Origin of the sequence: Amycolatopsis cynarae (assembly GCF_026802195.1) — a bacterium.
Classification (GTDB): domain Bacteria; phylum Actinomycetota; class Actinomycetes; order Mycobacteriales; family Pseudonocardiaceae; genus Amycolatopsis_E; species Amycolatopsis_E rhizosphaerae.
Window position 1 is genome coordinate 4,341,750 of sequence record NZ_CP113836.1, and the last position, 20,973, is coordinate 4,362,722.

Genomic DNA, 20,973 nt, shown 5'->3' on the forward strand with positions numbered 1-20,973 from the left:
CCCCACAAAGCAACCCTCACGGCACCGAGTCTACGTATTACCACCGACATTTTCGCTCCGTTTTCCGTTGTCCCTGGAGCGGGAAACCGGGAAACTCTCCGGCGCGGCCTACCCGTTTTCCCGAAAGCTACTCGCCTTCCTGTTCTTCCACCGCGCGGTAGCGCGGATCCCGCAGCAGCAACCCGCCGTCCTCCCGCTCGGCCGTGCCGGTGACCCGGAGCCGCTGGCCGACCTCGATGTCGGCGCGGGCCCGCTCGGGGAACTCGACCCGCAGGCTGCCGGTGGCATCGGTCAGCTCCCCGACCAGGAAGGTGTGCGCGTCGGTCCGGTTCAGGCGCAGTTCGTGCAGCCGCCCCACCACGGTCACGCGGGTACCGGCGTGCACTTCCGTGATGGGAACCGCGTCCCCGGGCGGCCGCGGCTGCTCGAAGGCCTTCTGCTCCGGGGGTTCACCGGCCAGCTGGTCGGCGAAGCGTTCGAAGGCCTCGGTGATCCGCTCCTCACCGGGCCGCGGCGGGTAGACCTCGTGGATCTTCGACTTCACGTCGTAGGGCACGATCGTCGCGGCGGCGTGTTCCACCTGGCTGATCGCGCGGGCCATGCGATCGGCCGTGCGGTCGTGCAGCAGCCAGCCCAGCGACGGCGTGTAGCTGCGCCGCGGCAGCAGGGCCGTCACCCCGGTGCCCCGGCGGCTCGCCGCCTCCGCGATCAGCGTCTGCGCGGCACGGGCGACCCGGCGGTCCGGGCAGTCGATCACCCGCAGCGGCACCCGGATCCGCAGCTCGTCCCAGCGCCGCTCGAGCCGCTCGGCGTGCACCCGGTCGATCATGAAGTGCACCGCGGTCAGGTCCGTGCCCCGCAGGTTGCGCCCGTAGCGCAGCGCTTCCAGCACCGCCAGGTCCGCGCTGTTGACCAGCACGAACACCCTGTGATAGGCGTAGTTGACCGCGTCGAGGGGATGCTCGCGGACGCGGTCGAGGATGGCCGCCTCGGCCCGGTACTCGCGGTTGAGGCGCATCAGCACCAACACCAGCAGCGGGAACACCACGACCACCAGCCAGGCACCCTCGGTGAACTTGGCGACCGCGAAGATCCCCACCACCACCGTGGCCAGCACGCCGGCGCTGAGGTTCACCGCGAGCCTGTGCCGCCAGCCCGGCTCCTTCTCCCGGAGGTGGTGCCGCGTCATGCCGTATCCGGCGATGGCGAAGCCGGTGAACACGCCGATGGCGTAGAAGGGCACCAGGCCGTTGACCGAACCACCGGTCAGCACCAGCAGCACCACCGACAGCGCGGTGAGCACCAGGATGCCGTTGGAGAACACCAGCCGGTGCCCGCGCTTGGTCAGCTGTCGCGGCAAAAACCGGTCTTCGGCGACGAAACTCGCCAGGAACGGGAATCCGTTGAAGCTGGTGTTGGCGCCGGTGTAGAGGATGAGCGCCGAGGCCAGTTGCAGCATCCCGAACAACACCGCGCCCACCGTGCCCTGGCCGAACACGGCCCGTGCCTCCTGGGAGAGCACCGACGGGTAGCCCGCCTGGTAGGGCGTGGCGTGCGTGACCGAGGCGAGATAGGACACGCCGCCGACGAGGAACCCGAGCACGCACGCCATCACGGTCAGCACCGTGCGGGCGTTGCGGCCCTGGGGTTTGCGGAAGGCGCTGACCGTGTTCGAGATGGCCTCGACACCGGTGAGCGAGGACCCGCCGTTGGCGAACGCGCGCAGCACCACCAGGATGGTCGCCCCCATCACCAGCCCGTTGCCCTGCTGGACGGGGACCGCACCGGCCAGCTGGGCCGGGTCGTACCGGGGCAGCGTGCCCGCGAAGTCCCGCACCAGCCCCACCACGATCATCAGGACGACCATCCCGGCGAAGAAGTAGGTGGGCACCGCGAACGGACGGCCCGCCTCCCGCAGCCCGCGCAGGTTCGCGTAGCACAGCAGGATCACCACGCCGATGGTGATCTCCAGGTGGTAGGGGCCCAGCACGGGGATCGCCGAGACCACCGCGACGGTGCCCGCCGCGGACTGCACCGCCACCGTCACCACGTAGTCGATCAGCAGCGCCGCCGCGGCGACCTGCGCGAAGCGCGGCCCGAAGTTCTCGCGCGCCACCACGTACGAGCCGCCCGCGCGGGTGTAGGTCATCACCACCTGGCGGTAGGACGCGGTCACCAGGATCAGGATGAACAGGATGACCCCGGTGATCGGCAGCACGAGGGAGAAGGCGGCCAGCCCCGCGTAGGGCAGGAGCTCGATCAGGATCTCCTCGGTGCCGTAGGCGGAGGACGAGATCGCGTCCGGGGACAGCACGCCGAGGGCGACCGGATTGGACAGCCGTTCGCTGTGGAGCCTGCTGCTGATCAGGGGCCGGCCGAGCAGGAGGCGCTTGAGGATGTAGCCGACCGATTCCGGCACGGCGACCGGCTGGCGGCCGGGACGTTCCGCCATGCCTCCATCTTGTGCGCCACGCCGCCCCGGGGCCACCGAAGCCACGCCCGGTACCGCCGCACCGGCGTTACAGTCGGCCCGTGTCCCGGCTCCGCCTCCCCGCCCCGTGCCGCTTTGCCGTGACGGGATCCCTCACGGCAAACCTTCCCCCGTTCGTGACGGACGCCGCCGTCGTGCTGGGGTGCCTGCTGGTCTTCTGGCGGCCGTCCGGCCCGGCGGCCGCCACTTCCCCGGCGCTGCGGCTGGGCCTGGGCTGCGTACTCGTCGCGGGTGTGCTGGTCCGCTCGCGATGGCCGCTCGCGGCGTTCACGCTCGCCGCCGCGGCGACTCTCGCCGGGTTGCTGCTGGGGGCGACGACCGACCCGTTCGCCGCCGCGGCCTGGACGCTGTATCCGGTGGCGGTCCGCCACGGCGGCGGCTTCTCGCCCGCCGTGCTCACGGCCGTGCTCGGCACGCTGCTGTTCGCCCTCACCTTCCTCGGCAGCCCGCGGATCGCCCCCGTCCTGCGGTTCGCGCTGCTGAGCCTGCTCGTCCTGGCCGGGACATGGCGGCTGGGTGCGGCGGTGCGGCGGGCACGCGAGGAGTCCGGACGGGCCGCCCGCGCCGAGCGGGACAGGGCGCTGCTGGCGGAACGCCTCCGGCTCGCGCGGGAGGTGCACGATGTTGTGTCGCACTCACTGAGCACGATCGCGGTCACCGCCGGGGTCGCCGCGGTGACCGCCTCGGGCGATGCCGGGCGGATGCGGGACAGGCTCGCGGATATCGAGCGGGTGAGCAGGGCGGCGCTCGGGGATCTCCGGGGCGTGCTGGGTACGGTCCGCGAGGCTGCCGAGCCCGCCGAGACCGCCGGACACCGCCCCGCACCGGGCCTGCAGGACCTCCCGGAACTGGCCGAGCGGGCGTGGGCGGCGGGGACACCGGTCCGGCTGGACGTGGCGGGCCCCGAAGTGGTGCCCGCCGGCCTCGGCCTGGCCGTGTACCGGATCGTGCGGGAGGGGCTGGTCAACATCGCGCGGCACGCACCGGGAGCCCGGTCCGTGGTCACCGTCGGCGGCGGGGGCGGCCGGATCGAGGTCGAGGTCGTGAACGAGGCGACGAGCGAAGGCACGCCGCCGCGGTCCGGCGAGCCTGGCTACGGCCTGCTGGGCCTGCGCGAGCGGGTGGAGTCGCTGGGCGGGCGGTTCACCGCGGGCCCCCGGCCGGAGGGCGGGTTCCGGCTCCACGCGGTCATTCCGGTGCCGGAGGAGGCGCGATGAGCGAGCGCATTCGCGTCCTGGTCGCGGAGGACCAGGACCTGACCCGGGCCTCCCTCGGCGAACTGATCGCCGGGGACGGGGCACTGACGCTGGCCGGGGAGGCCCGCGATGGCCGGGAGGCGATCCAGGCGGTCGCGAGGCTCCGCCCGCAGGTGGTGCTGATGGACATCCGGATGCCGGTGCTGGACGGGCTCGAAGCCACCCGGGCGATCTGCGCGTCCTCGCCTTCGACGAAGGTGATCGTCCTGACCACGTTCGACCTCGACGAGTACGTCTACGAGGCACTCAAGGCGGGAGCTTCCGGTTTCCTGCTCAAGGACGGCCTGGTCACCGAGATCCCCAAGGCGATCCGCACGGTCCACGAAGGACACGCCATGCTCGCGCCCGAGGTGACGCGGCGCGTGATCGCGGACTTCGCCGCGCGCCGCGTCCGGCGGGCACCGGCACGGGCCCGGTTCGACGGGCTCACCGGCCGCGAACGCGACGTGGTCGCGGCGATCGTGCGCGGCCTGTCGAACGACGAGATCGCCGCGGACCTGTTCCTCAGCCTTGCGACGGTCAAGACCTACCTGAGCAGGCTGTTCGCCAAGCTCGGCGTCCGCGACCGCACCCAGCTGGTCATCCTCGCCTACGAATCGGGGTTCGCGGAAACGCTCAGGCCCGGCGGGTGACCATCGCGCGGTCCCCGTCCGCGGGTTTTGTCAACCTTTGGCCGATGTGGGTGGCTGGGTCCGCGCCCACCCTGGACCCATGATCGAAATCAGCGGACTCACCAAACGCCACGGCCGGAAAACCGTCGTGCGGGACGTCGGTTTCACCGCCTTGCCCGGCCGGGTGACCGGATTCCTGGGGCCGAACGGGGCGGGGAAGTCTTCGACCCTGCGTGTGCTGCTCGGCCTCGACTTCGCCGACGCGGGCACCGCCCTCATCGCCGGAAAGCCCTATCGGAAACTGGACCGTCCCCTGCGCACCGTGGGCGCCCTGCTCGACGGTGGCGGCGCGCACCGCTCCCGCACCGCCCGCGCCCACCTGTCGTGGGTGGCCGCCAGCAACGGGATTTCCCGGAAGCGGATTCCGGAGGTGCTCGAACTGGTCGGGCTGGGCGAGGCCGCCCGCAAACGGGCGGGCACCTTCTCCCTGGGCATGGCGCAGCGGCTCGGGCTGGCCACCGCCCTGCTGGGCGAACCCGAGGTGCTCGTCCTTGACGAACCGGTGAACGGCCTCGACCCGGAAGGCATCCGGTGGATGCGGCGGTTCCTGCGGTCCTTTGCGGCCGAAGGCCGGACCGTCCTGCTCTCCAGCCATCTCATGAGCGAGACCGCGGCCACCGCGGACGACCTGGTCGTGATCGATCGCGGCCGGATCGCCGCGCGGGGAACCGTCGCGGAGATCACCGGCGGCCACGCCGGCCTGGAGGAGGCGTTCTTCGCGCTGACCACTGGGGCGGACGGGGGACGCACACGGTGAAGGTGGTTTTCGCCGAGTTCCGGAAGCTCTTCTCGCTGCCGTCCGCCTACGTCGCGATCGGCCTGTCCCTCGCCGGAACGCTCGGGATCGCCGCGGCGAACGTCTCGTCACTGCGGGCGAAGCTCGACTCGGGCAACCTCGGCCCGCTCCCCCGCGTCGGCACCCTCGACGCGGGCTTCGCCACCACGGTCATCGGCACCATCGGCGTGATCGTGCTCGGTGTCGTCGTCGTCAGCAGCGAGTACAGCCGGGACACCGATGACGCGGCCCGTGGCAGGCAGATCATCACCACCCTCGTCGCCCTGCCCCGGCGCGGAGCGCTGATCGCGGCGAAGGCGCTGGTCGTCGCGCTCACCAGCGGGGTGCTCGCGGCGGTCACCATCCCGGCGACGATCCTTCTGTCGCAGTCGCTGCTGGGGCGGCATGGCCACCCGGCGGCCGAAGTCATGTCCGCCCTCGCCCCGCGGGCGGCGGGCGAGATCCTGTACTGGGTCCTGACCGCGCTGCTCACGTTCGCCGTCACCACGCTGGTCCGCAGCGGGGTCGTCCCCATGGTCGTGCTGATCACGAACACGTCGCTGGTGTCGGTCACCCTCCTGCTCGCCAGGTGGCTGCCGCCCGCGAGGTACCTGCCCGACGTGGCCGGGGCCCAGATGTTCGCCGTCGGCTACCCGGCCCCGGACATGCTGTCCCCGGTGTCCGGTGGCGTCGTGATGGCGCTCTGGACGTTCGCCCTCCTGGTGGCCGCGGCGATCGTGTTCGCCCGGCGGGACGCGTGAGGCGACGTGATCATCCGTCTGCTGTCCGCGACCCGTGCGGAACTGATCAAGCTCGGCACCCTGCCCGCCGTGCTCGGCACGATGGCCGGGACGGTGCTGGTCATGCCGGTTCTGACCGTGGCACTGGCCCGCACCGGGCACGCCGCGGGCCTGCCCGCCACTGCCTACGCCCAGGCGGGCCCGATCCTGCTCGGTGTTCTCGCGGGGGCGGGCGAGTACACCGGCGGCCGGATGCGGACCACCCTGCTGGCCGTTCCGGACCGGAGGGTGCTGCTGGCCGGGAAGACCCTGGCCTGCCTGGCCATGGCGGCGCTGACCGCGCTGCTCGCGGTGACGGCCGCCGGTCCCTTCGCCGGATGCGGAGTCCCCACGCTGCTCGGCGCCGCCGCGTATCTCGTGGCGATGGGGCTGTTCGGCTTCGAGGCCGCGCTGCTGCTCCGCAGGGTCGTCGCGGCACTCGTGTCGGTCCTGGGGCTCGTCTTCGTCGTCTCCCCTCTCCTGGCCGGGGTGACCGCCGCCGCGTGCTACCTCCCCGACCGCGCCGGGGCCTTCCTGTACGGGGCGGCGCCGGGTGGAGGCACGGCCGCGGCGGTGCTGGCCGGGTGGCTGGTGTTCCTGCTGGGCGCCGCCGGTCTCGCGCTGGCCGTCCGGGATGCCTGAGCCTTCCGGCGCGGGCTTGCCCCGGCCGCTAGGCTGCCCGCCATGAACCGGGCGAGCAGGCGGTGGGCCGCGGCAGCGCTGACGGCGGTGTCCTCGCTGCTCCTGGTCGCCTCAGCCTCCCCGCTTCCGCCCGCCCTGGCGACTCACGCGCCGGAATCCCCGCGAGACACCCCACGAGAAACCTCGCGCGCCGAACCGATCCCGCCGCCTGAGCCCCCCGCCGAGAGCACCCCCGCGGCCCCCGACCCCACCCCCGCCCCGGCGCCGGGATTCGACCGGGATCTGACCGGGCGCATCGCGGCGGCCCAGGCCTACGCGCTGACGCGGCCGGGGGTCACCGGCATCGTGGTGCGGGACCGGCAGACCGGCGCGGTGTGGCGCAACGCCGCGGCCGGTCAGCTCATCTGGGCGTGTTCCACCCCGAAACTCGCCATGGTGGTGGACCTGCTGCTGCGCGACGACCGCGGCGCGATCCACCTCAGCGCCGGGGATCGCGAACTGATGCACCGGATGCTCAACTCCAGCGACGACGACGCGGCCACCACGCTGTGGTACCGCTACGGCGGCGAGCACGAGTTCGGCGCCCGCTTCCCGTCCTACGGGATGACGGACATGCGCTTCACCGCCGCGCACCCGCACCACTGGGGCTGGATCCTCACCACCGCCGACGATCTCGACCGCCTGATCGGCTACGTGCTGACCGAATTGCCCGCGCGGCACCGGGACTACATCGTGGGCGAACTGCAGCACGTCGCCCCCGACCAGCAGTGGGGCGTGTGGGGCGCGGGGCCGGCGGCGCAGCCGGGCAACAAGGACGGCTGGTCGGACGACAACGACGACGGCTCGTGGATCATGAACTCGGTGGGGTTCGCCGGTCCCGGACAGCGCTACACGGTCGCGATCATGAACAACACCCGGGTGGTCGCGCACGGTGAGGAGACCGGGCGCGAGACCACCACCCGCATCGCCGAAATCCTGTTCAAGGCCTACTTCTCCTGAAAGGACGGCGCGCCACGCGGTCCGTGGCGCGCCGCCGGTCTTCAGGCGAGGGTGGCGAGGAGGGCGTTGAGTGCCTTCCAGGCGCGCCAGGCCCGGGTGATACCGAACTGCGCGGCGAACCGCAGCACGGACCGCACGTCCTCGTGGGACGCTCCGGCGCCCAGCGCCCGGCTGACGTGCACGGTGAACGACTCTTCCAGGGTCTGGTAGTGCACGTCCACGCTCATCGTCGCGAACGCGCGCTCGCGGACACTGAGGCTGCCGGAACCGGCCCCCGAGCGCATCCGGGACTGCAGCGCCAGATGTGCTCCGAAATGCGGGTCGAGCCCGGTGACTTCGGCGAGGACGGAGGCGGGCAGTGGAGTCGGCGTGGCGTCCGGCCCGGTGCTCACCTCCGCGGCGGGCAGCAGCGCGGCCTCCGGACGGGGCAGGCCGTCCGCCTCTTCGATTTCGGCAAGCCGCGCGAGTGCGCCCAGTGCCGCCGGGTAACCGGTGTCGTAGGCGACGAACCGGATCAGGTCCCGCATGTCCGAAGTGGACACGCCCTGGGCGAGGCCGCTGCGCACGTGCAGTTCGAAGGGCAGGCCGAGGGCGCCCTGGCAGACGTCCGCGACCAGTCGCAGGAACACCTTCTCGCGCTCGGTGAGCCCGGGGACGTCGCCCGCGTGCGCGGTGGTGGCCCTGGCCAGCTGGGCGAACAACGGGTCCAGCTCTCCGACGAGGTCGGGAGCGATGGCGGAATCGACGGTCACGAGGAATCCTCCCAGATAAGTGAACATTTGTAGGGCTACAGCCGTAGTGCTAATAACGCTACAGCTGTAGCCCTACTGTTGTCCAGCTACACTGGCCGGATCATGGACCAGACCCCGCCCGCCCCCGCCCGCCGCCGCCCCAACGCGCGCGGCCAGGGCGAACGCCTGCGCGAGGAAATCGTGTCCGCCGCGATGCGGATGCTCGACGAACTCGCCGACGACGAGGCGTTGTCACTCCGCGCCGTCGCCCGCGCGGTCTCGATCGCCGCCACCTCGGTCTACCTGCACTTCCCCGATCGCGACGCGCTCGTCCTCGCCGTCATGGAGCGCTGCCACGAGGAACTCGTCCATGCCGGCGACGAGGCCGAAGCGGCCCACGAAGGCGACCCGGCGTCGCAACTGCGGGCCCGCATCCTCGCCCGGGCGGACTGGGCCCGCGAACATCCGGGGCTGTACAAGGTGCTGCACGAGAGCAAGGTCGGCCGGCGGCTCGGCACGCCGTTCAAGGAGGTGCTCGTCGCCCGCACCATCGCCGCGGTGCAGCGGTGCATGGACGCGGGGCAGGCACCGGCGGACGACGCCGCCACGGTGACCATGGATCTGCGCACCGCCGTCAACGGCATGCTCGCGCAGCGGATCAACGAGCCCGATCTGCCCTGGCCCCCCGCCGTCGAGCAGATCGACCGCTTCCTGGTCAAGCTCGTCGGCCTCACCCTGCCGTGACCCGCGGGGGCCGGTCGTTGCCGTGAAGGGTTCGTGCGGGGTTTTGTGCCCTGAAGGTCGCCTTAAGGGTCATAAAGGCTCTCAAGGTCGCCTTGAGGGCAACCGCTCCTCAGTCGAGGAGCGTCTGCCGAAGGCCGCCGTGAGGGGACCCCTCACGGTCGTATGTGCTGTGAAGGGACCCTTCACGGCTCGTCCCAAAGCCGGTCAGGGGGTCAGGCTGGGGACGGGTCGGTGAACTGGTAGTCGCGGGTGATCCGGCCGTCCTCGCCGAGGAGGACGAACACGGTGCCCGTCCAGGCCGGGTCTCCCCCGCCGGGCGGCACCATGTGGGTGGGGAACAGGACCGCCCCGTGGTGCGCGACGGCGCCGCCGGGGTAGGTGAACACGTGCTGCCCGCCCGCCACGAACTGCTCGTACGCGGCGGTGACGCGGGGTTCGAGCTCGACGTGGCCCCGGTACTCGCTGGTGGGGGTGCACTCCACGGCGTCCTCGGCCCACAGTTCCGCGATGCGCTTGCGTCGCAACTCGGGGTCGGGCTCGTTCCACACGGTGGCGTAGCGGTCCGCGAAGGTGTCGATGTCGGAATCCATGACGGGAAAGCTAACGAGCCATCCCTGTCGTCTCCTGTCAGTGGAGATCACCGAAACTGGGAGCATGCGAGCGAGCCGCCTGGTTTCCCTGCTGATGCTCCTCCAGGCCCGGGGCAGGATGACCGCCCAGGAACTGGCGGAGGCCCTCGAAGTCTCCGTCCGGACCGTCTACCGGGACGTGGACTCGCTCAGCGCGGCGGGCGTGCCGGTATACGGCGAGCCCGGGCACGACGGCGGCTACCGGCTGCTCGACGGCTATCGCACGCGCCTGACCGGCCTGACCGCCGCCGAGGCCGAGTCGCTGTTCCTGACCGGCGTTCCCGGTGCGGCCGCCGACCTCGGCCTGACCGCGGCGGTGACGGCGGCCCAGCTGAAGTTGCGCGCCGCGCTGCCCGCCGAACTGGCCGACCGTGCCGGGCGGGTCGCCGAGCGGTTCCACCTGGACACGCCCCCGTGGTACCGCGACGGGGAGGCCACCCCGCACCTGCCGCTGATCGCGAACGCGGTGTGGGAGCGGCTTCCGGTGCGGATGCGCTACCTGCGCTGGGAAGAGCCGCAGAAGGTCACCCGCACCGTCGACCCGCACGGGCTGGTGCTCAAGGCGGGCCAGTGGTACCTGGTGGCACGGGCCGGCTCCGCGTTCCGCACCTACCGGGTCTCGCGGATCCTGGCGGCCGAGGTGCTCACCACCCCGTTCGACCGCGCCGAAGGCTTCGATCTGGCCGCCCACTGGGCCTCCTACCTGCGAGGATTCGATCAGCGGCGGTATCGGGACGAGGCGACGGTGCGGCTTTCGCCGCGCGGGCTCGAACGGCTGCCGCAACTGGTGGAGGCCGCCGTGGTGGCCGCGGCGAGGACCACGGCCGGGCCGCCCGACGGCGAGGGCTGGACCACAGTGAAGGTGCCCATAGAATCCACCGAGGCGGCGCTGGCCGCGTTCCTCCAGCTGGGTGCCGATGCCGAGGTGCTGACACCGCCGGGCCTTCGGGCCCGGATGATCGAGACCATCGTCTCACTCGGCTGCGTGTATGCCACGAATGGGGGACGCTTATTTGACCGATTCCAGAAAGAGTAGGACGGTGAAAGGGTCATGGCTTCACCACCGGTCGATGCGGACGGCGTGGCGCTGGAGGCGTTGCGTGAGGCCGGTCTGCGGGTGACGAAGCCGCGGCGGGCTGTTCTGGCCTGGCTGGCCGAACATCCCCACTCGACGGTCGACGCCATCGGCGCGGGCGTGCGCGAACAACTGGGCTCGGTGTCCACCCAGGCCCTCTACGACGTGCTCGCGGCGTGTACGGAAGCCGGGCTTCTCCGGCGGATCGAACCGGCGGGCCACCCCGCCCGGTTCGAACGCCGGGTCGGCGACAACCACCATCACCTCGTGTGCCGCCGGTGCGGCCGCACCGAGGACGTCGACTGTGTGACCGGGCAGCGGCCTTGCCTCACGCCGAGCGACGAACGCGGGTACGCCCTCGACGAGGCGGAGGTCGTGTTCTGGGGCCTGTGCCCCGATTGCCTGGCCACGCCGGACGATCGCCACCTCGAGGAGACGCGACATGACCCGAACCCAGTGGGAGCCGTTCACGACCGATGATTCCGGCATTCCGGTGGAAAGCGACGAGCATTCGCTCACCATCGGACCGGACGGCCCGATCCTGCTACAGGATCACTACCTGATCGAACAGATGGCCCAGTTCAACCGCGAACGGGTCCCGGAACGGCAGCCGCACGCCAAGGGCAGCGGCGCCTTCGGGCGGTTCGAGGTGACCAGGGACGTCAGTGCCTACACCAAGGCCGCGGTGTTCCAGCCCGGTACCACCACCGACGTGCTGATCCGGTTCTCCACCGTCGCCGGGGAGCGGGGCAGCCCCGACACCTGGCGCGACCCGCGCGGTTTCGCGGTGAAGTTCTACACCACCGAGGGCAACTACGACATGGTCGGGAACAACACCCCGGTGTTCTTCGTCCGCGACCCGCTGAAGTTCCAGCACTTCATCCGCTCGCAGAAGCGCCGCGCCGACAACAACCTGCGCGACCACGACATGCAGTGGGACTTCTGGACCCTGTCACCGGAATCGGCACACCAGGTGACCTGGCTGATGGGGGACCGCGGCATTCCCCGCACCTGGCGGCACATGAACGGGTACAGCTCGCACACCTATCTGTGGGTCAACGAAAAGGGCCAGAAGTTCTGGGTCAAATACCATTTCAAGACCGATCAGGGCATCGAGTTCTTCACCCAGCACGAGGCCGACCAGATGGCGGCGGCGGACACCGACTACCACATGCGGGACCTGTTCGAGGCGATCGAGCGCGGCGACCATCCCAGTTGGACACTGCAGATGCAGATCATGCCCTTCGACGACGCCAAGACCTACCGGTTCAACCCCTTCGACCTGACGAAGGTGTGGCCGCACGGGGACTACCCGCTCGTCGAAGTGGGCCGCATGACGCTGGACCGCAATCCCGCCGACTTCCACACCGAAATCGAGCAGGCCGCGTTCGAACCGAGCAATCTGGTGCCGGGGATCGGGCCGAGCCCGGACAAGATGCTGCTGGGACGGCTGTTCTCCTATCCGGACGCGCACCGGTACCGCATCGGGCCGAACTACAAGCAGCTGCCGGTCAACGCGCCGCGCTCGCCCGTGCACAGTTACAGCAAGGACGGGCCGATGCGCTACCAGAACGTGTCCGACCCGGTGTACGCGCCGAACTCGAAGGGCGGCCCGCGCGCGGACACCGAGCGTTACGGCGAACCGGCGGGCTGGTACGCCGACGGCGAGATGGTGCGTACCGCGTACACACTGCGCGAGCAGGACGACGACTGGGGCCAGGCGGGCACCCTGGTGCGGGACGTGCTCGACGACGCGGCACGGGACCGGCTGGTCGACAACATCGTCGGCCACCTGCTCAACGGGGTGAGCGAACCGGTGCTGCAGCGCGCCTTCGACTACTGGCGCAATGTCGACAAACCGCTCGGCGAACGCATCGAAAAGGGCGTGCGCGGCAAGCAGGGCGAAAAGGATCCGAAGGCCGCCGAGCAGGCGAACCCCGCCCGTACCTCGATGCAGCAGAAGGCCTGACCGTCGCCTCCTGGTGTCCCGTCTTCCGCGGGGCGGGTTCCCCGCTGCTCGTAGGCTTGCCGGGCAAAGGCGGGACACAAGGAGGTTCACTGTGGGAGATCTGCTCGGTGCCGCGGCCACCCCGCCCCGGAGGCGGCTGCGCGAACTGCTCGCGGCCGGAGACCCTCTCGTCGCCCCGGGCGCCTACGACGCGTTGTCGGCGCGCCTGATCGAACAGGCGGGATTCGGCGCCGTGTACATGACGGGCTTCGGCACGACCGCCTCCCTCATCGGGCGGCCGGACGTGGGACTGCTCTCGGGCGCCGAGATGACCGCCCATGCCGCCCGCCTCGTGTCCGCGGTCGACGTGCCGGTGATCGCCGATGCGGACACGGGCTACGGCAACGCGCTCAACGTGGTGCGCACCGTGCGCTCCTACGAGCAGGCCGGGGTGGCCGCCCTCCACCTCGAAGACCAGGTGATGCCGAAGAAGTGCGGTCATATGAGCGGTAAGGCGGTGATCGGCGCCGAGGAGATGGCGGGCAAGATCCGGGCCGCGGCCGCGGCGCGGCGCGACCCGGACCTGGTGCTCATAGCCCGCACCGACGCCGCCGCCGTGCACGGCCTCGACGACGCGATCGCGCGCGCGAAGCTGTACGCCTCCGCGGGCGCGGACGCGCTGTTCGTCGAAGCGCCTACCTCCGAGGAGGGCATCGAGCGGATCGCCGCGGAGCTGGCCGGGGTGGCGCCCCTGGTGTTCAACTGGGTCGAAGGCGGGCGCACCCCGGCGATCTCGTTGCGGCGGATCGCCGAACTCGGTTTCTCCCTGGTGCTGTTCCCGATCGGCACGCTGCTCGCCGCGACCGCGGGCATCCGGTCGCTGCTCGGCGCGCTGGGGGCCGACGGGACCCCGGCGGCCGTCCTGGGCGAGCTGCCCACCTTCGGCGAGTTCACCGATCTGATGGGCCTGCCCGAGGTGCTCGAACTCGAACAGCGCTTCGCCGGCGGCTGATCAGGCGTGGCGGCGCGTCAGCCCGAGGTAGGACAGCGCCACCACGGCCAGCACCGCCCCGGCCCCGGCCGCCACGCCGATACCGGCGGGCAGGACCAGCCCGCCGAACACCGTGCCCAGGCCGATGCCGAGGTAGATCGCGGAGGCGTTGAGCCCCACCACGAGTGCGGTCTCCCGGGGAGCGGCGGCGATCAGCCGGTGCTGCTGCGCGGGCGTCTGGCACCACGAACTGGCGCCCCACGCCGCCATGAGCACCCCGGTGGCCACCGGCGACCGCGTCCCGGTGGCCACCGCCAGTGCCAGCGCGGCCAGCCCCACCGCCATCACCGCGTAACCGCAGGCGAGGACGCGCACGGAACCCCAGCGATCGGTCGCGGCCCCGGAGGCGAGGTTTCCGGCCACGGCCCCGGCCCCGTACAGGAAGAGCATGGCCGTCACCCCCGGCGGGGCGACGCCGACCGCGCCGAGCACGGGCACGCTGTAGGCGTAGACCGTGTAGGCGGCGGCCATCCCGAGCACGGTCAGCGGCAGCACGGCGAGCACGCCGGGCCGCCGCAGCATCGCGAGCCGGTCGCGCAGCGGGACCCGCGGGTTTCCCGGCAGGACCGGCATGATCGCGAACACGCCCGCGGCGCACACCCCGCACAGGGCGGCGACCAGCGCGAGCGCCGAGCGCCAGTCCAGTGCGCGCCCGGCCAGATTGCCCAGCGGCACGCCCAGCGCGGTCGCCACGGTCAGGCCGCCGACGACCACGGCCAGCGCCCGCGCCCGCTGCGCGGGAGCCACCAGCGAGGAGGCGACCGCCCCGGCGTTGGGGGTGAAGGCGGCCGCCCCCAGCGCGGCGAGCACCCGGCTCGCGATCAGCACCGGATAGTCCGGGGCCAGCGCCGAAGCGGCGTTCGCCACGCCCAGCACGAGCAGCGCCCCCACCAGCAGCGCCCGGCGCGGCAGGCGGGCGGTCAGGGTGGCGAGCACGGGAGAGGCCACCGCGTACGCGGCGGCGAACACGGTCAACGACTGGCCCGCCGTGGCCTCGGAAACGCGCAGTGAGGCGGCCATCGCGGGCAGGAAACCGGCGACGACGAACGCGTCCGTGCCCACCGCGAAGGTGCCCAGGGCGAGCACGAGGGTGGACGCGAGGCCCTTCGGCGCTAGGTGCTCCCTCGCGGGCGGGGTAATCGGGATATTACACGTCCCTGTCATCCTTTATCCTCCTGACAAGACAAGGGGTCTGCTCCCCGTGAGCGCCGCGCTCAGCCGCCCATCTGGGCGTACCGGCGGCGCGTGCGTTCGGCGCTGGCGGCCGGGGCCGCGGCCATCAGGTCGGCAATGGTCTGCGCGGCCAGTTCCCGGCGCCAGGCCAGTTCGGCGCGCCGCATCGCGGTGGCGATTCCGCACGCGCGCCGGAATTCACTCGCGGCCCCCAGTCCGCTCACCCCGCGCTGCCGGATCTCCTGGCAGCGAAAGGGTTCCACCGGACCTTCCACGGCGGCCACGACGTCCATCAGGGTGATCCGCTCCGGCGGCCGGGCGAGCGAAAAACCGCCACGGACCCCCGGGACCGAGGCGAGGATTCCCGCGCGGGTCAGGGCCTGCAGCCGTTTCTTGAGGTACTCCGGCGGCAGGTCGAACCACGCGGCGAGCCTGCCGGTCGGCACCGGCCACTCCTGCTCAAGCCAGGCCAGCGTCACGCAGCAGTGCAGGCCCCACTCGACCCCTTCACCCAGTCGCACAACCGGGATCTTAACTATCCCGGTTCACCGTGGCGAGTTCAGGGCGCCGGATCGGCGATGATCGTGCCCATCGCGCCCCGCTCGGCATCGGCGAGCCGATGCGTCAGGAAGGGATAGGTCCCCGGCTGCGGGAAGGTGAGTTCGACGAAACCACCCTCGCCCGGCTGCAGGTCCAGCTCCTGCGCCGCGCCGGCGGCCGGCGCGCCCGGCGTCACCAGGTACGCCCCCTCCTTGAAGACGGTGTCGAACTGCGTTCCCACCACGTGGAACGCGGCCGGGACGTTCGGCCCCGCGTCGAGCACCCACAGCCGGACCCGCTTGCCCGCGGGCACGTGGATCGGCGCGGTGCGGTACTGACCGGCGTAACCGTTGAACACCACCAGGTCCGGGTTCGAAGACAGCAGACGGCTCCGCTGCGGCACTCCCCCGCCGTCGCCGAGATAGAACTCCGACTGCACGAACACCTCCGAGGCCACGGGACCGCCCGCACCGTCCGAAGTGGGCGGATCGATCACCACCGCGCCGTACATGCCCATCGCCATGTGCTCGATCATCGGCTCGGTACCGCAGTGGTAGAGCCAGATCCCGGCGTGCTCCGCCCGGAACCGGTAGACCAGCTCCCCGCCCGGCGGCACCGGCCGCATCACCGTCCCCGGATCCACCTGGCTGGCATGGAAGTCCAGCGAATGTTCCATGGTGCCGCCGTTGACCAGGTGGACGGTGAAGGTGTCCCCGACCCGGCCGTGCAGCACCGGCCCGGGCACCGTCCCGTTGTAGGTCCAGACCTCCTGCCGCACCCCCGGGGCCACCTCCGCGGTGCGCTGCTCGACCCGCAGCGTCACCGTGTGCTCGGTGCCGCCCGGCGCGGGCGCGAGCGCGGCGTCGAAGGGTTGCCGCGCCGGTTCCGGGGCGGGCGATCGCCCTGGCCCGGGGGCGGAGTCCGCGGTGCGGATGGTCAGCGTCATCCCGGCCTCGTGGTGGCCGGGCACGGTGCACCAGGCCTGCTCGTCGTGCTCGACGGTCCCCAGGTCGACGGTCTGCTCCTCCCCCGGCGCGAGGCCGCGCGTGCCGCGGCCGCCGTCGAGGCGGAGATCATGGCTCAACCGCCCGGTGTTGCGCACCGCGAGCACCAGATCGGTGCCGGGCCGCACCACGATCACCGAAGGCGTGACGCTGAACTCGTCGAGCGTGACCGCCACCGGCACCCCGGAGGCGGCGGTCGCCGCGGGCCCGCTCGCGGGCCGCTCACCGCGGCCGGGCCAGCCCGCCGCGACCAGGCCGAGCGCCACGACCACCACGGCCACACAGCCGACGGCGAGCGCCTCGTAACCGGCGAGGTGCCACCGGCCACCCGGTTCCCGCGCGGGCCGCCGGGACAGCACGAGCGCGACGACCACCAGCGCCGGGAACGAGCCGAACCCGAGCACCACCAGCGCCCAGGCCGGCACCCTCAGCGCCGCGTCCGAAGGCACCGCGAGCAGCAGCACGCCCAGGTTGCCCAGCCCGGCGCGAGCCGGCCAGGCCCACGACAGCGCCGAGGCCAGCCGCCGGTTGCCCACCGGCCCGCCGCCCAGGGTGACCGGAATCAGGAAGGTCAGCGCCCCGGTGAGGATCTGGGCCACCACGCCGAGTGCGAGCACCGGCACCAGCAGGTGCGCCAGCAGGCGGTCGGCCGGTCCGGTCCCGGCGGCGAGCGCGGCGATGTCGGCCACCAGCGCCACGAGCAGCCAGCCGTGGCCGAGCAGCAGGGCCATCGGCGCGGCCTGCCTCGGCGATTTCGCCCGCATCTCCGTGACGGCGGGGAGCAGCGCCCGCACCACCCCCGCCGTGTACAGGGCCATGCCCGCGGCGGCGAGCCAGTGCAGCGGTGGCCACCACGGACCGGCCAGCAGCGCGGCCGCGGCCACGGCGAGCCCCGCGGTGACCGGGACCAGCGCCGCGCGGGCGGCGCGCGGGGCGTCCTCGGCCATCCTGGTGCGTAGGACGGCGGGCCAGAGCATGAACTGCGTGCCGAGCACGACCAGGCCCAGCCAGCCGAGCAGGTTGAGGTGGGCGTGTGCGAGCCGGACCGCGGGCTCCCACGCCGCGGAGGCGATCGCGCCCGTACCGAGCAGACCGCCGAGGGTGCCACCGACGGCGAGCGCCGCCCCGGCGGCGATGTAGTAGCGCACCGCGATGCGCAGGCGCCCGGCCAGGACGGCGGCCGAGGCCATCCGCACCAGCGCGGCCACGTGCCCGAGCACCGCGAGCACCACCGCGCTCGCCCCGGCGGCGACGAGCCACGGCAGACGCGCGGGCACTCCGGCCAGTACGGCGGCCACGCCGAGGTTGAGCGCCACCAGCCGCGCGCTCGCGGCGCGCTCCGGACCGGGGCGCGCGTGCAGCAGGGCCTGGGCGAAATGGCGCGTGTAGACGAAGACCGCCGTGGTCGCGGCACCCAGCGCCAACAGGTGGAGCGCCAACCAGGAGGGCATCGCGACGAACCCGGGCATCGAGCCGAGCACCGCGGCCGCCACCAGATAGGCCGACACGATGCCCGCCGTGACCGCATGCCGCCGCTTCCGCGGCGAGGCGGCGGGCTCCACCACCGGCAGGCTCCGGTGCGCCGTCGTTCCCGGCCCGTGCTCAGCCACCGCCACTCCTCGTTTACACCATCACGTTAGTAGAAACGAGATCAGCTTAGTCACCGGTTCGCCGGGACGACCAGGGACCGAGGTCCCGACCGCGCCGCCGCGGCGGCGGGAGTGGATGATCGGCGCATGCTCGAGGTCTCGTGGACCACCGTCCGGCTGTTCCTGCACGTGCTCGCGGCCACCGTGTGGGTCGGCGGCCAGCTCACCCTCGCCGCGCTGGTGCCCGCCGTCCGCGGCATCGAAGGCGTGCCGAAGATCGCCGCCCGCCGGTTCAACCAGGTCGCCTGGCCCGCCTTCGCGGTGCTGGTGGCGACCGGGGTGTGGAACATACTGGCCGAGGCGGACAAGGACAGCGGCGCCTACCGCACCACCCTGATCGTCAAGCTCGCCGTGGTCGCCGCCTCCGGCGTCACCGCCTTCCTGCACGCCCGCGCGCGCAGCACCGCGGGACTGGCCGTGTTCGGCGCGCTGACGGGGGTGACCGCGCTCGGCAGCCTGTTCGTCGGGATCCAGCTCGCCGGTTAGCGTTTCCACTAGTTAATCTGGTTTTATGACCGCACCCTGGCGCACGGCCCTGCCCTTCGTCGCCCTCGGCGCGGCCTGTGTGGTGGGCGGGGGTCTGACCTCGGCGGCGACCGCTCCGATGGCTTCGATGCACAGCGCCTGGGCGGTGGCCTACCTGGTCCTGGTCGCCGGCGCGGCCCAGATCGCCCTCGGTCTCGGGCAGGCGTTCCTCGCCCCGGCGCCGCCCGGCGGGCGGCGGCTCGGCATCGAACTGGCCGCGTGGAACGGGGGAAACGCCGCGGTGCTCACCGGCGTGCTGGCCGGGGTGACCCCGCTGGCCGACGCGGGCGGAGCGGCACTCGTGCTCACCCTCGCCCTGGTGGCGGCCTCCGTCCGGGGTGGCGGTCCCGAGCTGTGGCGGACACGCCGCGTCTTCCTGCTGCTGGTGGCGGTGCTGCTGGTGAGCATCCCGGTCGGCCTCGTGCTGGCCCGGCTGGAATGACCTGCCTCACAGCACTTTTTAACAAGCGTATTCGTAATTACTATGGGCGGTGTATCCCCAGTCGAGAGGACTTCCCGTGACTTCCGCATCCGTCCACATCCGGGGCACCAGCGACGATCGCGAGGTCCGTGCGGCCGCGGCGATCCAGGAGGAGGCCGAGCGGATGGCACTGGCCTTCGAAGCGAAGGTCGCCCTGCTCGCCGACCTCGAACTCGACCCGCCGGTCCGCCAGGCCGCGCACGCGGCACTGGCCGCCTTCGCGACCGGCAGGCTGCGCCCGTACCTGGAGGCGGCCGACGAGATCCTCTACACGGCCGCCGAGAACGACGAGCGGACGCGGCTGCTCGTTCGGGCCCTGCGTGCGCAGCAGGAGTCGATCGACCGCCGGATCTCGGAACTCGTCGCGGCCACCACAACGGCACGGGCCGCACACGCCGCACGGGCGGTGTCGACCCTGCTGCAGGGGCAGATCGCGGTCATGCACACGGTGCTGCTGCCCGCACTGGCCGGACTGCCCGGCACCGATCTGGCCCGGCTGGCCGGGAACCTGACGGCCCTGCTCGCCGGTGGCCGCATCCCCCCGGCTCGTTACGGCCTCGGCTGATCGGCCTGATCGGCCGGTCAGCGGCGGGACAGGTGGGCCAGGCAGAGCGAGGGTTCGACGAAGGGCTCCAGCCGCCCGGCCTTCAGCGGGGATCGCACCTCGGCCAGCACACCGCGCATCAGCCCCAGGTGCAGCGAGCACACCACGTCCCGGTGCCGCTCGGCCACCTCACGGAACGGGCAGTGGTGCAACGGGATGACCGCATCCCGGGAGTTTCCCGGGCCCGCCGCCGGATTCGCCGGGTCCACGGCCTCGCCCGGGGCGAACCCGGCGTCGGCGAGCACGGCCCTCAGCCGGCGCAGCGCGTCTTCGGCATCGACCTTCAGTGAAGGGGCGGGCCGGTCGGCGAGGTAGCGGCCCCAGGCCTCTCCCGCGGCGACCGCGGCGCGCGCCGGTTCCGGCACCGCGTCGGCGACCAGCCCGGTCAGCATTTCCGCGAGCAGGCGGTAGCTGCGCTGCCCGGCGGGCACCTCCGCCGCGGCCGCCCGGTAGACGGTGCGCGGACGGCCAGGCTGGCTGCGCTCCTCGGACTCCCGCTCGGCCAGTCCGGCGTCGACCAGGCCGTCGAGGTGGAAGCGGGCCGTGTTCGGATGCAGACGGGTCCGCCCGGCCACCTCCTGCACCCCCACCGGCTCGCTCCCGGCGCGCAGCACCGCGAGCACCCGCGCCCGGCTCTCGCCGAGTGCCGGCCCCTGGCCGGGATCGGTCAGCATCTCACCCATTCCGCCAGTTTAGCCGAGGACGATAGTAGAAACTACGCGGACGCCGGGGGCAGCGCCGCGACCAGCGGCGTGTCCACCCCGACATCGCCGAGCTTGGCCGCCCCGCCGGGACTGCCCAGCGCCTCGTCCCGGCCCGGCAGCGGCTCACTGAAGAACCGCGTGTTGTCCCCGGTGTGCACGGTCCACCGCTCGGGCAGGTCGTCCTCGTAGTAGATGGCTTCCACCGGGCACACCGGCTCGCAGGCACCGCAGTCGACGCACTCGTCGGGATGGATGTACAGCGACCGGGCGCCCACGTAGATGCAGTCGACCGGGCATTCGTCCACGCACGCGCGGTCCATCACGTCCACGCACGGCTCCGCGATCACGTAGGCCATCACGCCTCTCCTGTTTTCTCCAAAGCTACTTCGTTAAAATAATCCCACCTGGCGCCAGGCGCCAGCGCCGTGGGGCACCGCACACGGCCGAGCTTTTGTCCCACGCTCGTGCGGTGTTGTTGTGCCCTGAAGGTCGCCTTGAGAGG

Annotated in this window: 22 protein-coding genes; 14 read left to right on the forward strand and 8 right to left on the reverse strand. The window is 72.2% G+C overall.

What is annotated here, in order from left to right; translation table 11 throughout:
- Positions 1–127: 127 nt before the first annotated feature.
- The gene (locus tag ORV05_RS20760) at positions 128–2,452 is read right to left on the reverse strand and encodes an amino acid permease (protein WP_268441433.1); all 2,325 of its coding nucleotides are present in this window, start codon (positions 2,450–2,452) and stop codon (positions 128–130) included.
- Positions 2,453–2,607: 155 nt separating this feature from the next.
- Here ORV05_RS20760 and ORV05_RS20765 point away from each other — a divergent pair, with 155 nt between their 5' ends.
- From ORV05_RS20765 to ORV05_RS20790, 6 genes are all read left to right on the forward strand, one after another.
- Complete coding sequence (locus ORV05_RS20765; protein ID WP_268441435.1) at positions 2,608–3,708, forward strand: sensor histidine kinase; 1,101 nt, start codon at positions 2,608–2,610, stop codon at positions 3,706–3,708.
- Positions 3,705–4,379, forward strand: a complete 675-nt coding sequence (locus ORV05_RS20770; RefSeq protein WP_268441437.1) for a response regulator transcription factor — start codon at positions 3,705–3,707, stop codon at positions 4,377–4,379. The genes ORV05_RS20765 and ORV05_RS20770 overlap by 4 nt, the downstream gene beginning before the upstream one ends.
- Before the next feature lie 79 nt (positions 4,380–4,458).
- Positions 4,459–5,175 (forward strand): ABC transporter ATP-binding protein, encoded by a 717-nt coding sequence (locus ORV05_RS20775; RefSeq protein ID WP_268441439.1) that lies wholly within the window; start codon positions 4,459–4,461, stop codon positions 5,173–5,175.
- Positions 5,172–5,954, forward strand: a complete 783-nt coding sequence (locus tag ORV05_RS20780) for an ABC transporter permease (protein ID WP_268441442.1) — start codon at positions 5,172–5,174, stop codon at positions 5,952–5,954. The genes ORV05_RS20775 and ORV05_RS20780 overlap by 4 nt, the downstream gene beginning before the upstream one ends.
- 6 nt (positions 5,955–5,960) lie before the next feature.
- Positions 5,961–6,614, forward strand: coding sequence for a hypothetical protein (locus tag ORV05_RS20785; protein WP_268441444.1), 654 nt, complete (start codon positions 5,961–5,963; stop codon positions 6,612–6,614).
- Between the two features lie 42 nt (positions 6,615–6,656).
- Positions 6,657–7,613, forward strand: coding sequence for a tat pathway signal sequence (locus ORV05_RS20790; protein ID WP_268441446.1), 957 nt, complete (start codon positions 6,657–6,659; stop codon positions 7,611–7,613).
- Positions 7,614–7,654: 41 nt separating this feature from the next.
- On the opposite strand, the gene ORV05_RS20795 is transcribed toward ORV05_RS20790, so the two are convergent.
- On the reverse strand, positions 7,655–8,365 hold the full coding sequence (locus ORV05_RS20795; protein WP_268441448.1) for a carboxymuconolactone decarboxylase family protein: 711 nt from the start codon (positions 8,363–8,365) through the stop codon (positions 7,655–7,657).
- 102 nt (positions 8,366–8,467) lie between these two features.
- Between ORV05_RS20795 and ORV05_RS20800 the strand changes: the two genes are divergently transcribed.
- Entirely contained in the window at positions 8,468–9,088 is a 621-nt protein-coding gene (locus tag ORV05_RS20800; RefSeq protein ID WP_268441450.1) for a TetR/AcrR family transcriptional regulator, read from the forward strand.
- Between the two features lie 212 nt (positions 9,089–9,300).
- Here the strand turns inward: ORV05_RS20800 and ORV05_RS20805 are convergent, their stop codons facing one another.
- The gene (locus ORV05_RS20805) at positions 9,301–9,678 is read right to left on the reverse strand and encodes a nuclear transport factor 2 family protein (protein ID WP_268441452.1); all 378 of its coding nucleotides are present in this window, start codon (positions 9,676–9,678) and stop codon (positions 9,301–9,303) included.
- 64 nt (positions 9,679–9,742) lie between these two features.
- Between ORV05_RS20805 and ORV05_RS20810 the strand changes: the two genes are divergently transcribed.
- The 4 genes from ORV05_RS20810 (at position 9,743) to ORV05_RS20825 (ending at position 13,752) form a co-directional block, all read left to right on the forward strand.
- A complete protein-coding gene (locus ORV05_RS20810) occupies positions 9,743–10,753 on the forward strand; it encodes a helix-turn-helix transcriptional regulator (RefSeq protein ID WP_268441454.1) in 1,011 nt (336 codons plus the stop codon).
- Between the two features lie 15 nt (positions 10,754–10,768).
- The gene (locus tag ORV05_RS20815; RefSeq protein WP_268441456.1) at positions 10,769–11,272 is read left to right on the forward strand and encodes a Fur family transcriptional regulator; all 504 of its coding nucleotides are present in this window, start codon (positions 10,769–10,771) and stop codon (positions 11,270–11,272) included.
- Positions 11,235–12,761 carry a catalase gene (locus tag ORV05_RS20820; protein WP_268441458.1) on the forward strand — a complete coding sequence of 509 codons (1,527 nt, stop codon included), beginning with the start codon at positions 11,235–11,237 and terminating at the stop codon, positions 12,759–12,761. The genes ORV05_RS20815 and ORV05_RS20820 overlap by 38 nt, the downstream gene beginning before the upstream one ends.
- Before the next feature lie 91 nt (positions 12,762–12,852).
- The gene (locus tag ORV05_RS20825) at positions 12,853–13,752 is read left to right on the forward strand and encodes an isocitrate lyase/PEP mutase family protein (protein WP_268441460.1); all 900 of its coding nucleotides are present in this window, start codon (positions 12,853–12,855) and stop codon (positions 13,750–13,752) included.
- On the opposite strand, the gene ORV05_RS20830 is transcribed toward ORV05_RS20825, so the two are convergent.
- Genes ORV05_RS20830 through ORV05_RS20840 form a run of 3 tightly spaced genes read right to left on the reverse strand, consistent with a single transcriptional unit; the run spans position 13,753 to position 18,118 of the window.
- Positions 13,753–14,955, reverse strand: coding sequence for an MFS transporter (locus tag ORV05_RS20830; RefSeq protein ID WP_268441463.1), 1,203 nt, complete (start codon positions 14,953–14,955; stop codon positions 13,753–13,755).
- Between the two features lie 50 nt (positions 14,956–15,005).
- Complete coding sequence (locus ORV05_RS20835) at positions 15,006–15,485, reverse strand: RrF2 family transcriptional regulator (RefSeq protein ID WP_268441466.1); 480 nt, start codon at positions 15,483–15,485, stop codon at positions 15,006–15,008.
- Between the two features lie 38 nt (positions 15,486–15,523).
- Complete coding sequence (locus ORV05_RS20840) at positions 15,524–18,118, reverse strand: multicopper oxidase domain-containing protein (RefSeq protein ID WP_268441469.1); 2,595 nt, start codon at positions 18,116–18,118, stop codon at positions 15,524–15,526.
- Between the two features lie 126 nt (positions 18,119–18,244).
- Here ORV05_RS20840 and ORV05_RS20845 point away from each other — a divergent pair, with 126 nt between their 5' ends.
- From ORV05_RS20845 to ORV05_RS20855, 3 genes are all read left to right on the forward strand, one after another.
- Positions 18,245–18,643, forward strand: a complete 399-nt coding sequence (locus tag ORV05_RS20845) for a CopD family protein (protein ID WP_268441472.1) — start codon at positions 18,245–18,247, stop codon at positions 18,641–18,643.
- A gap of 25 nt (positions 18,644–18,668) precedes the next feature.
- Positions 18,669–19,124, forward strand: coding sequence for a hypothetical protein (locus ORV05_RS20850; RefSeq protein ID WP_268441473.1), 456 nt, complete (start codon positions 18,669–18,671; stop codon positions 19,122–19,124).
- A gap of 76 nt (positions 19,125–19,200) precedes the next feature.
- Entirely contained in the window at positions 19,201–19,728 is a 528-nt protein-coding gene (locus ORV05_RS20855; protein WP_268441475.1) for a hypothetical protein, read from the forward strand.
- 17 nt (positions 19,729–19,745) lie between these two features.
- Here the strand turns inward: ORV05_RS20855 and ORV05_RS20860 are convergent, their stop codons facing one another.
- Together ORV05_RS20860 and fdxA are read right to left on the reverse strand one after the other, a co-directional pair.
- Positions 19,746–20,450 (reverse strand): helix-turn-helix transcriptional regulator, encoded by a 705-nt coding sequence (locus tag ORV05_RS20860; protein ID WP_268441477.1) that lies wholly within the window; start codon positions 20,448–20,450, stop codon positions 19,746–19,748.
- A gap of 32 nt (positions 20,451–20,482) precedes the next feature.
- On the reverse strand, positions 20,483–20,827 hold the full coding sequence (gene fdxA / locus ORV05_RS20865) for a ferredoxin (protein WP_268441479.1): 345 nt from the start codon (positions 20,825–20,827) through the stop codon (positions 20,483–20,485).
- Positions 20,828–20,973: the final 146 nt, after the last annotated feature.

Excerpts from the sequence above, each read along its gene's own strand:
- ORV05_RS20760 (WP_268441433.1), bottom strand. The coding sequence starts at position 2,452 with ATGGCGGAACGTCCCGGCCGCCAGCCGGTCGCCGTGCCGGAATCGGTC.
- ORV05_RS20770 (WP_268441437.1), top strand. The coding sequence starts at position 3,705 with ATGAGCGAGCGCATTCGCGTCCTGGTCGCGGAGGACCAGGACCTGACC.
- ORV05_RS20775 (WP_268441439.1), top strand. The coding sequence starts at position 4,459 with ATGATCGAAATCAGCGGACTCACCAAACGCCACGGCCGGAAAACCGTC.
- ORV05_RS20790 (WP_268441446.1), top strand. The coding sequence starts at position 6,657 with ATGAACCGGGCGAGCAGGCGGTGGGCCGCGGCAGCGCTGACGGCGGTG.
- ORV05_RS20800 (WP_268441450.1), top strand. The coding sequence starts at position 8,468 with ATGGACCAGACCCCGCCCGCCCCCGCCCGCCGCCGCCCCAACGCGCGC.
- ORV05_RS20805 (WP_268441452.1), bottom strand. The coding sequence starts at position 9,678 with ATGGATTCCGACATCGACACCTTCGCGGACCGCTACGCCACCGTGTGG.
- ORV05_RS20810 (WP_268441454.1), top strand. The coding sequence starts at position 9,743 with ATGCGAGCGAGCCGCCTGGTTTCCCTGCTGATGCTCCTCCAGGCCCGG.
- ORV05_RS20815 (WP_268441456.1), top strand. The coding sequence starts at position 10,769 with ATGGCTTCACCACCGGTCGATGCGGACGGCGTGGCGCTGGAGGCGTTG.
- ORV05_RS20820 (WP_268441458.1), top strand. The coding sequence starts at position 11,235 with ATGACCCGAACCCAGTGGGAGCCGTTCACGACCGATGATTCCGGCATT.
- ORV05_RS20830 (WP_268441463.1), bottom strand. The coding sequence starts at position 14,955 with ATGACAGGGACGTGTAATATCCCGATTACCCCGCCCGCGAGGGAGCAC.
- ORV05_RS20845 (WP_268441472.1), top strand. The coding sequence starts at position 18,245 with ATGCTCGAGGTCTCGTGGACCACCGTCCGGCTGTTCCTGCACGTGCTC.
- ORV05_RS20850 (WP_268441473.1), top strand. The coding sequence starts at position 18,669 with ATGACCGCACCCTGGCGCACGGCCCTGCCCTTCGTCGCCCTCGGCGCG.
- ORV05_RS20860 (WP_268441477.1), bottom strand. The coding sequence starts at position 20,450 with ATGGGTGAGATGCTGACCGATCCCGGCCAGGGGCCGGCACTCGGCGAG.
- fdxA (WP_268441479.1), bottom strand. The coding sequence starts at position 20,827 with ATGGCCTACGTGATCGCGGAGCCGTGCGTGGACGTGATGGACCGCGCG.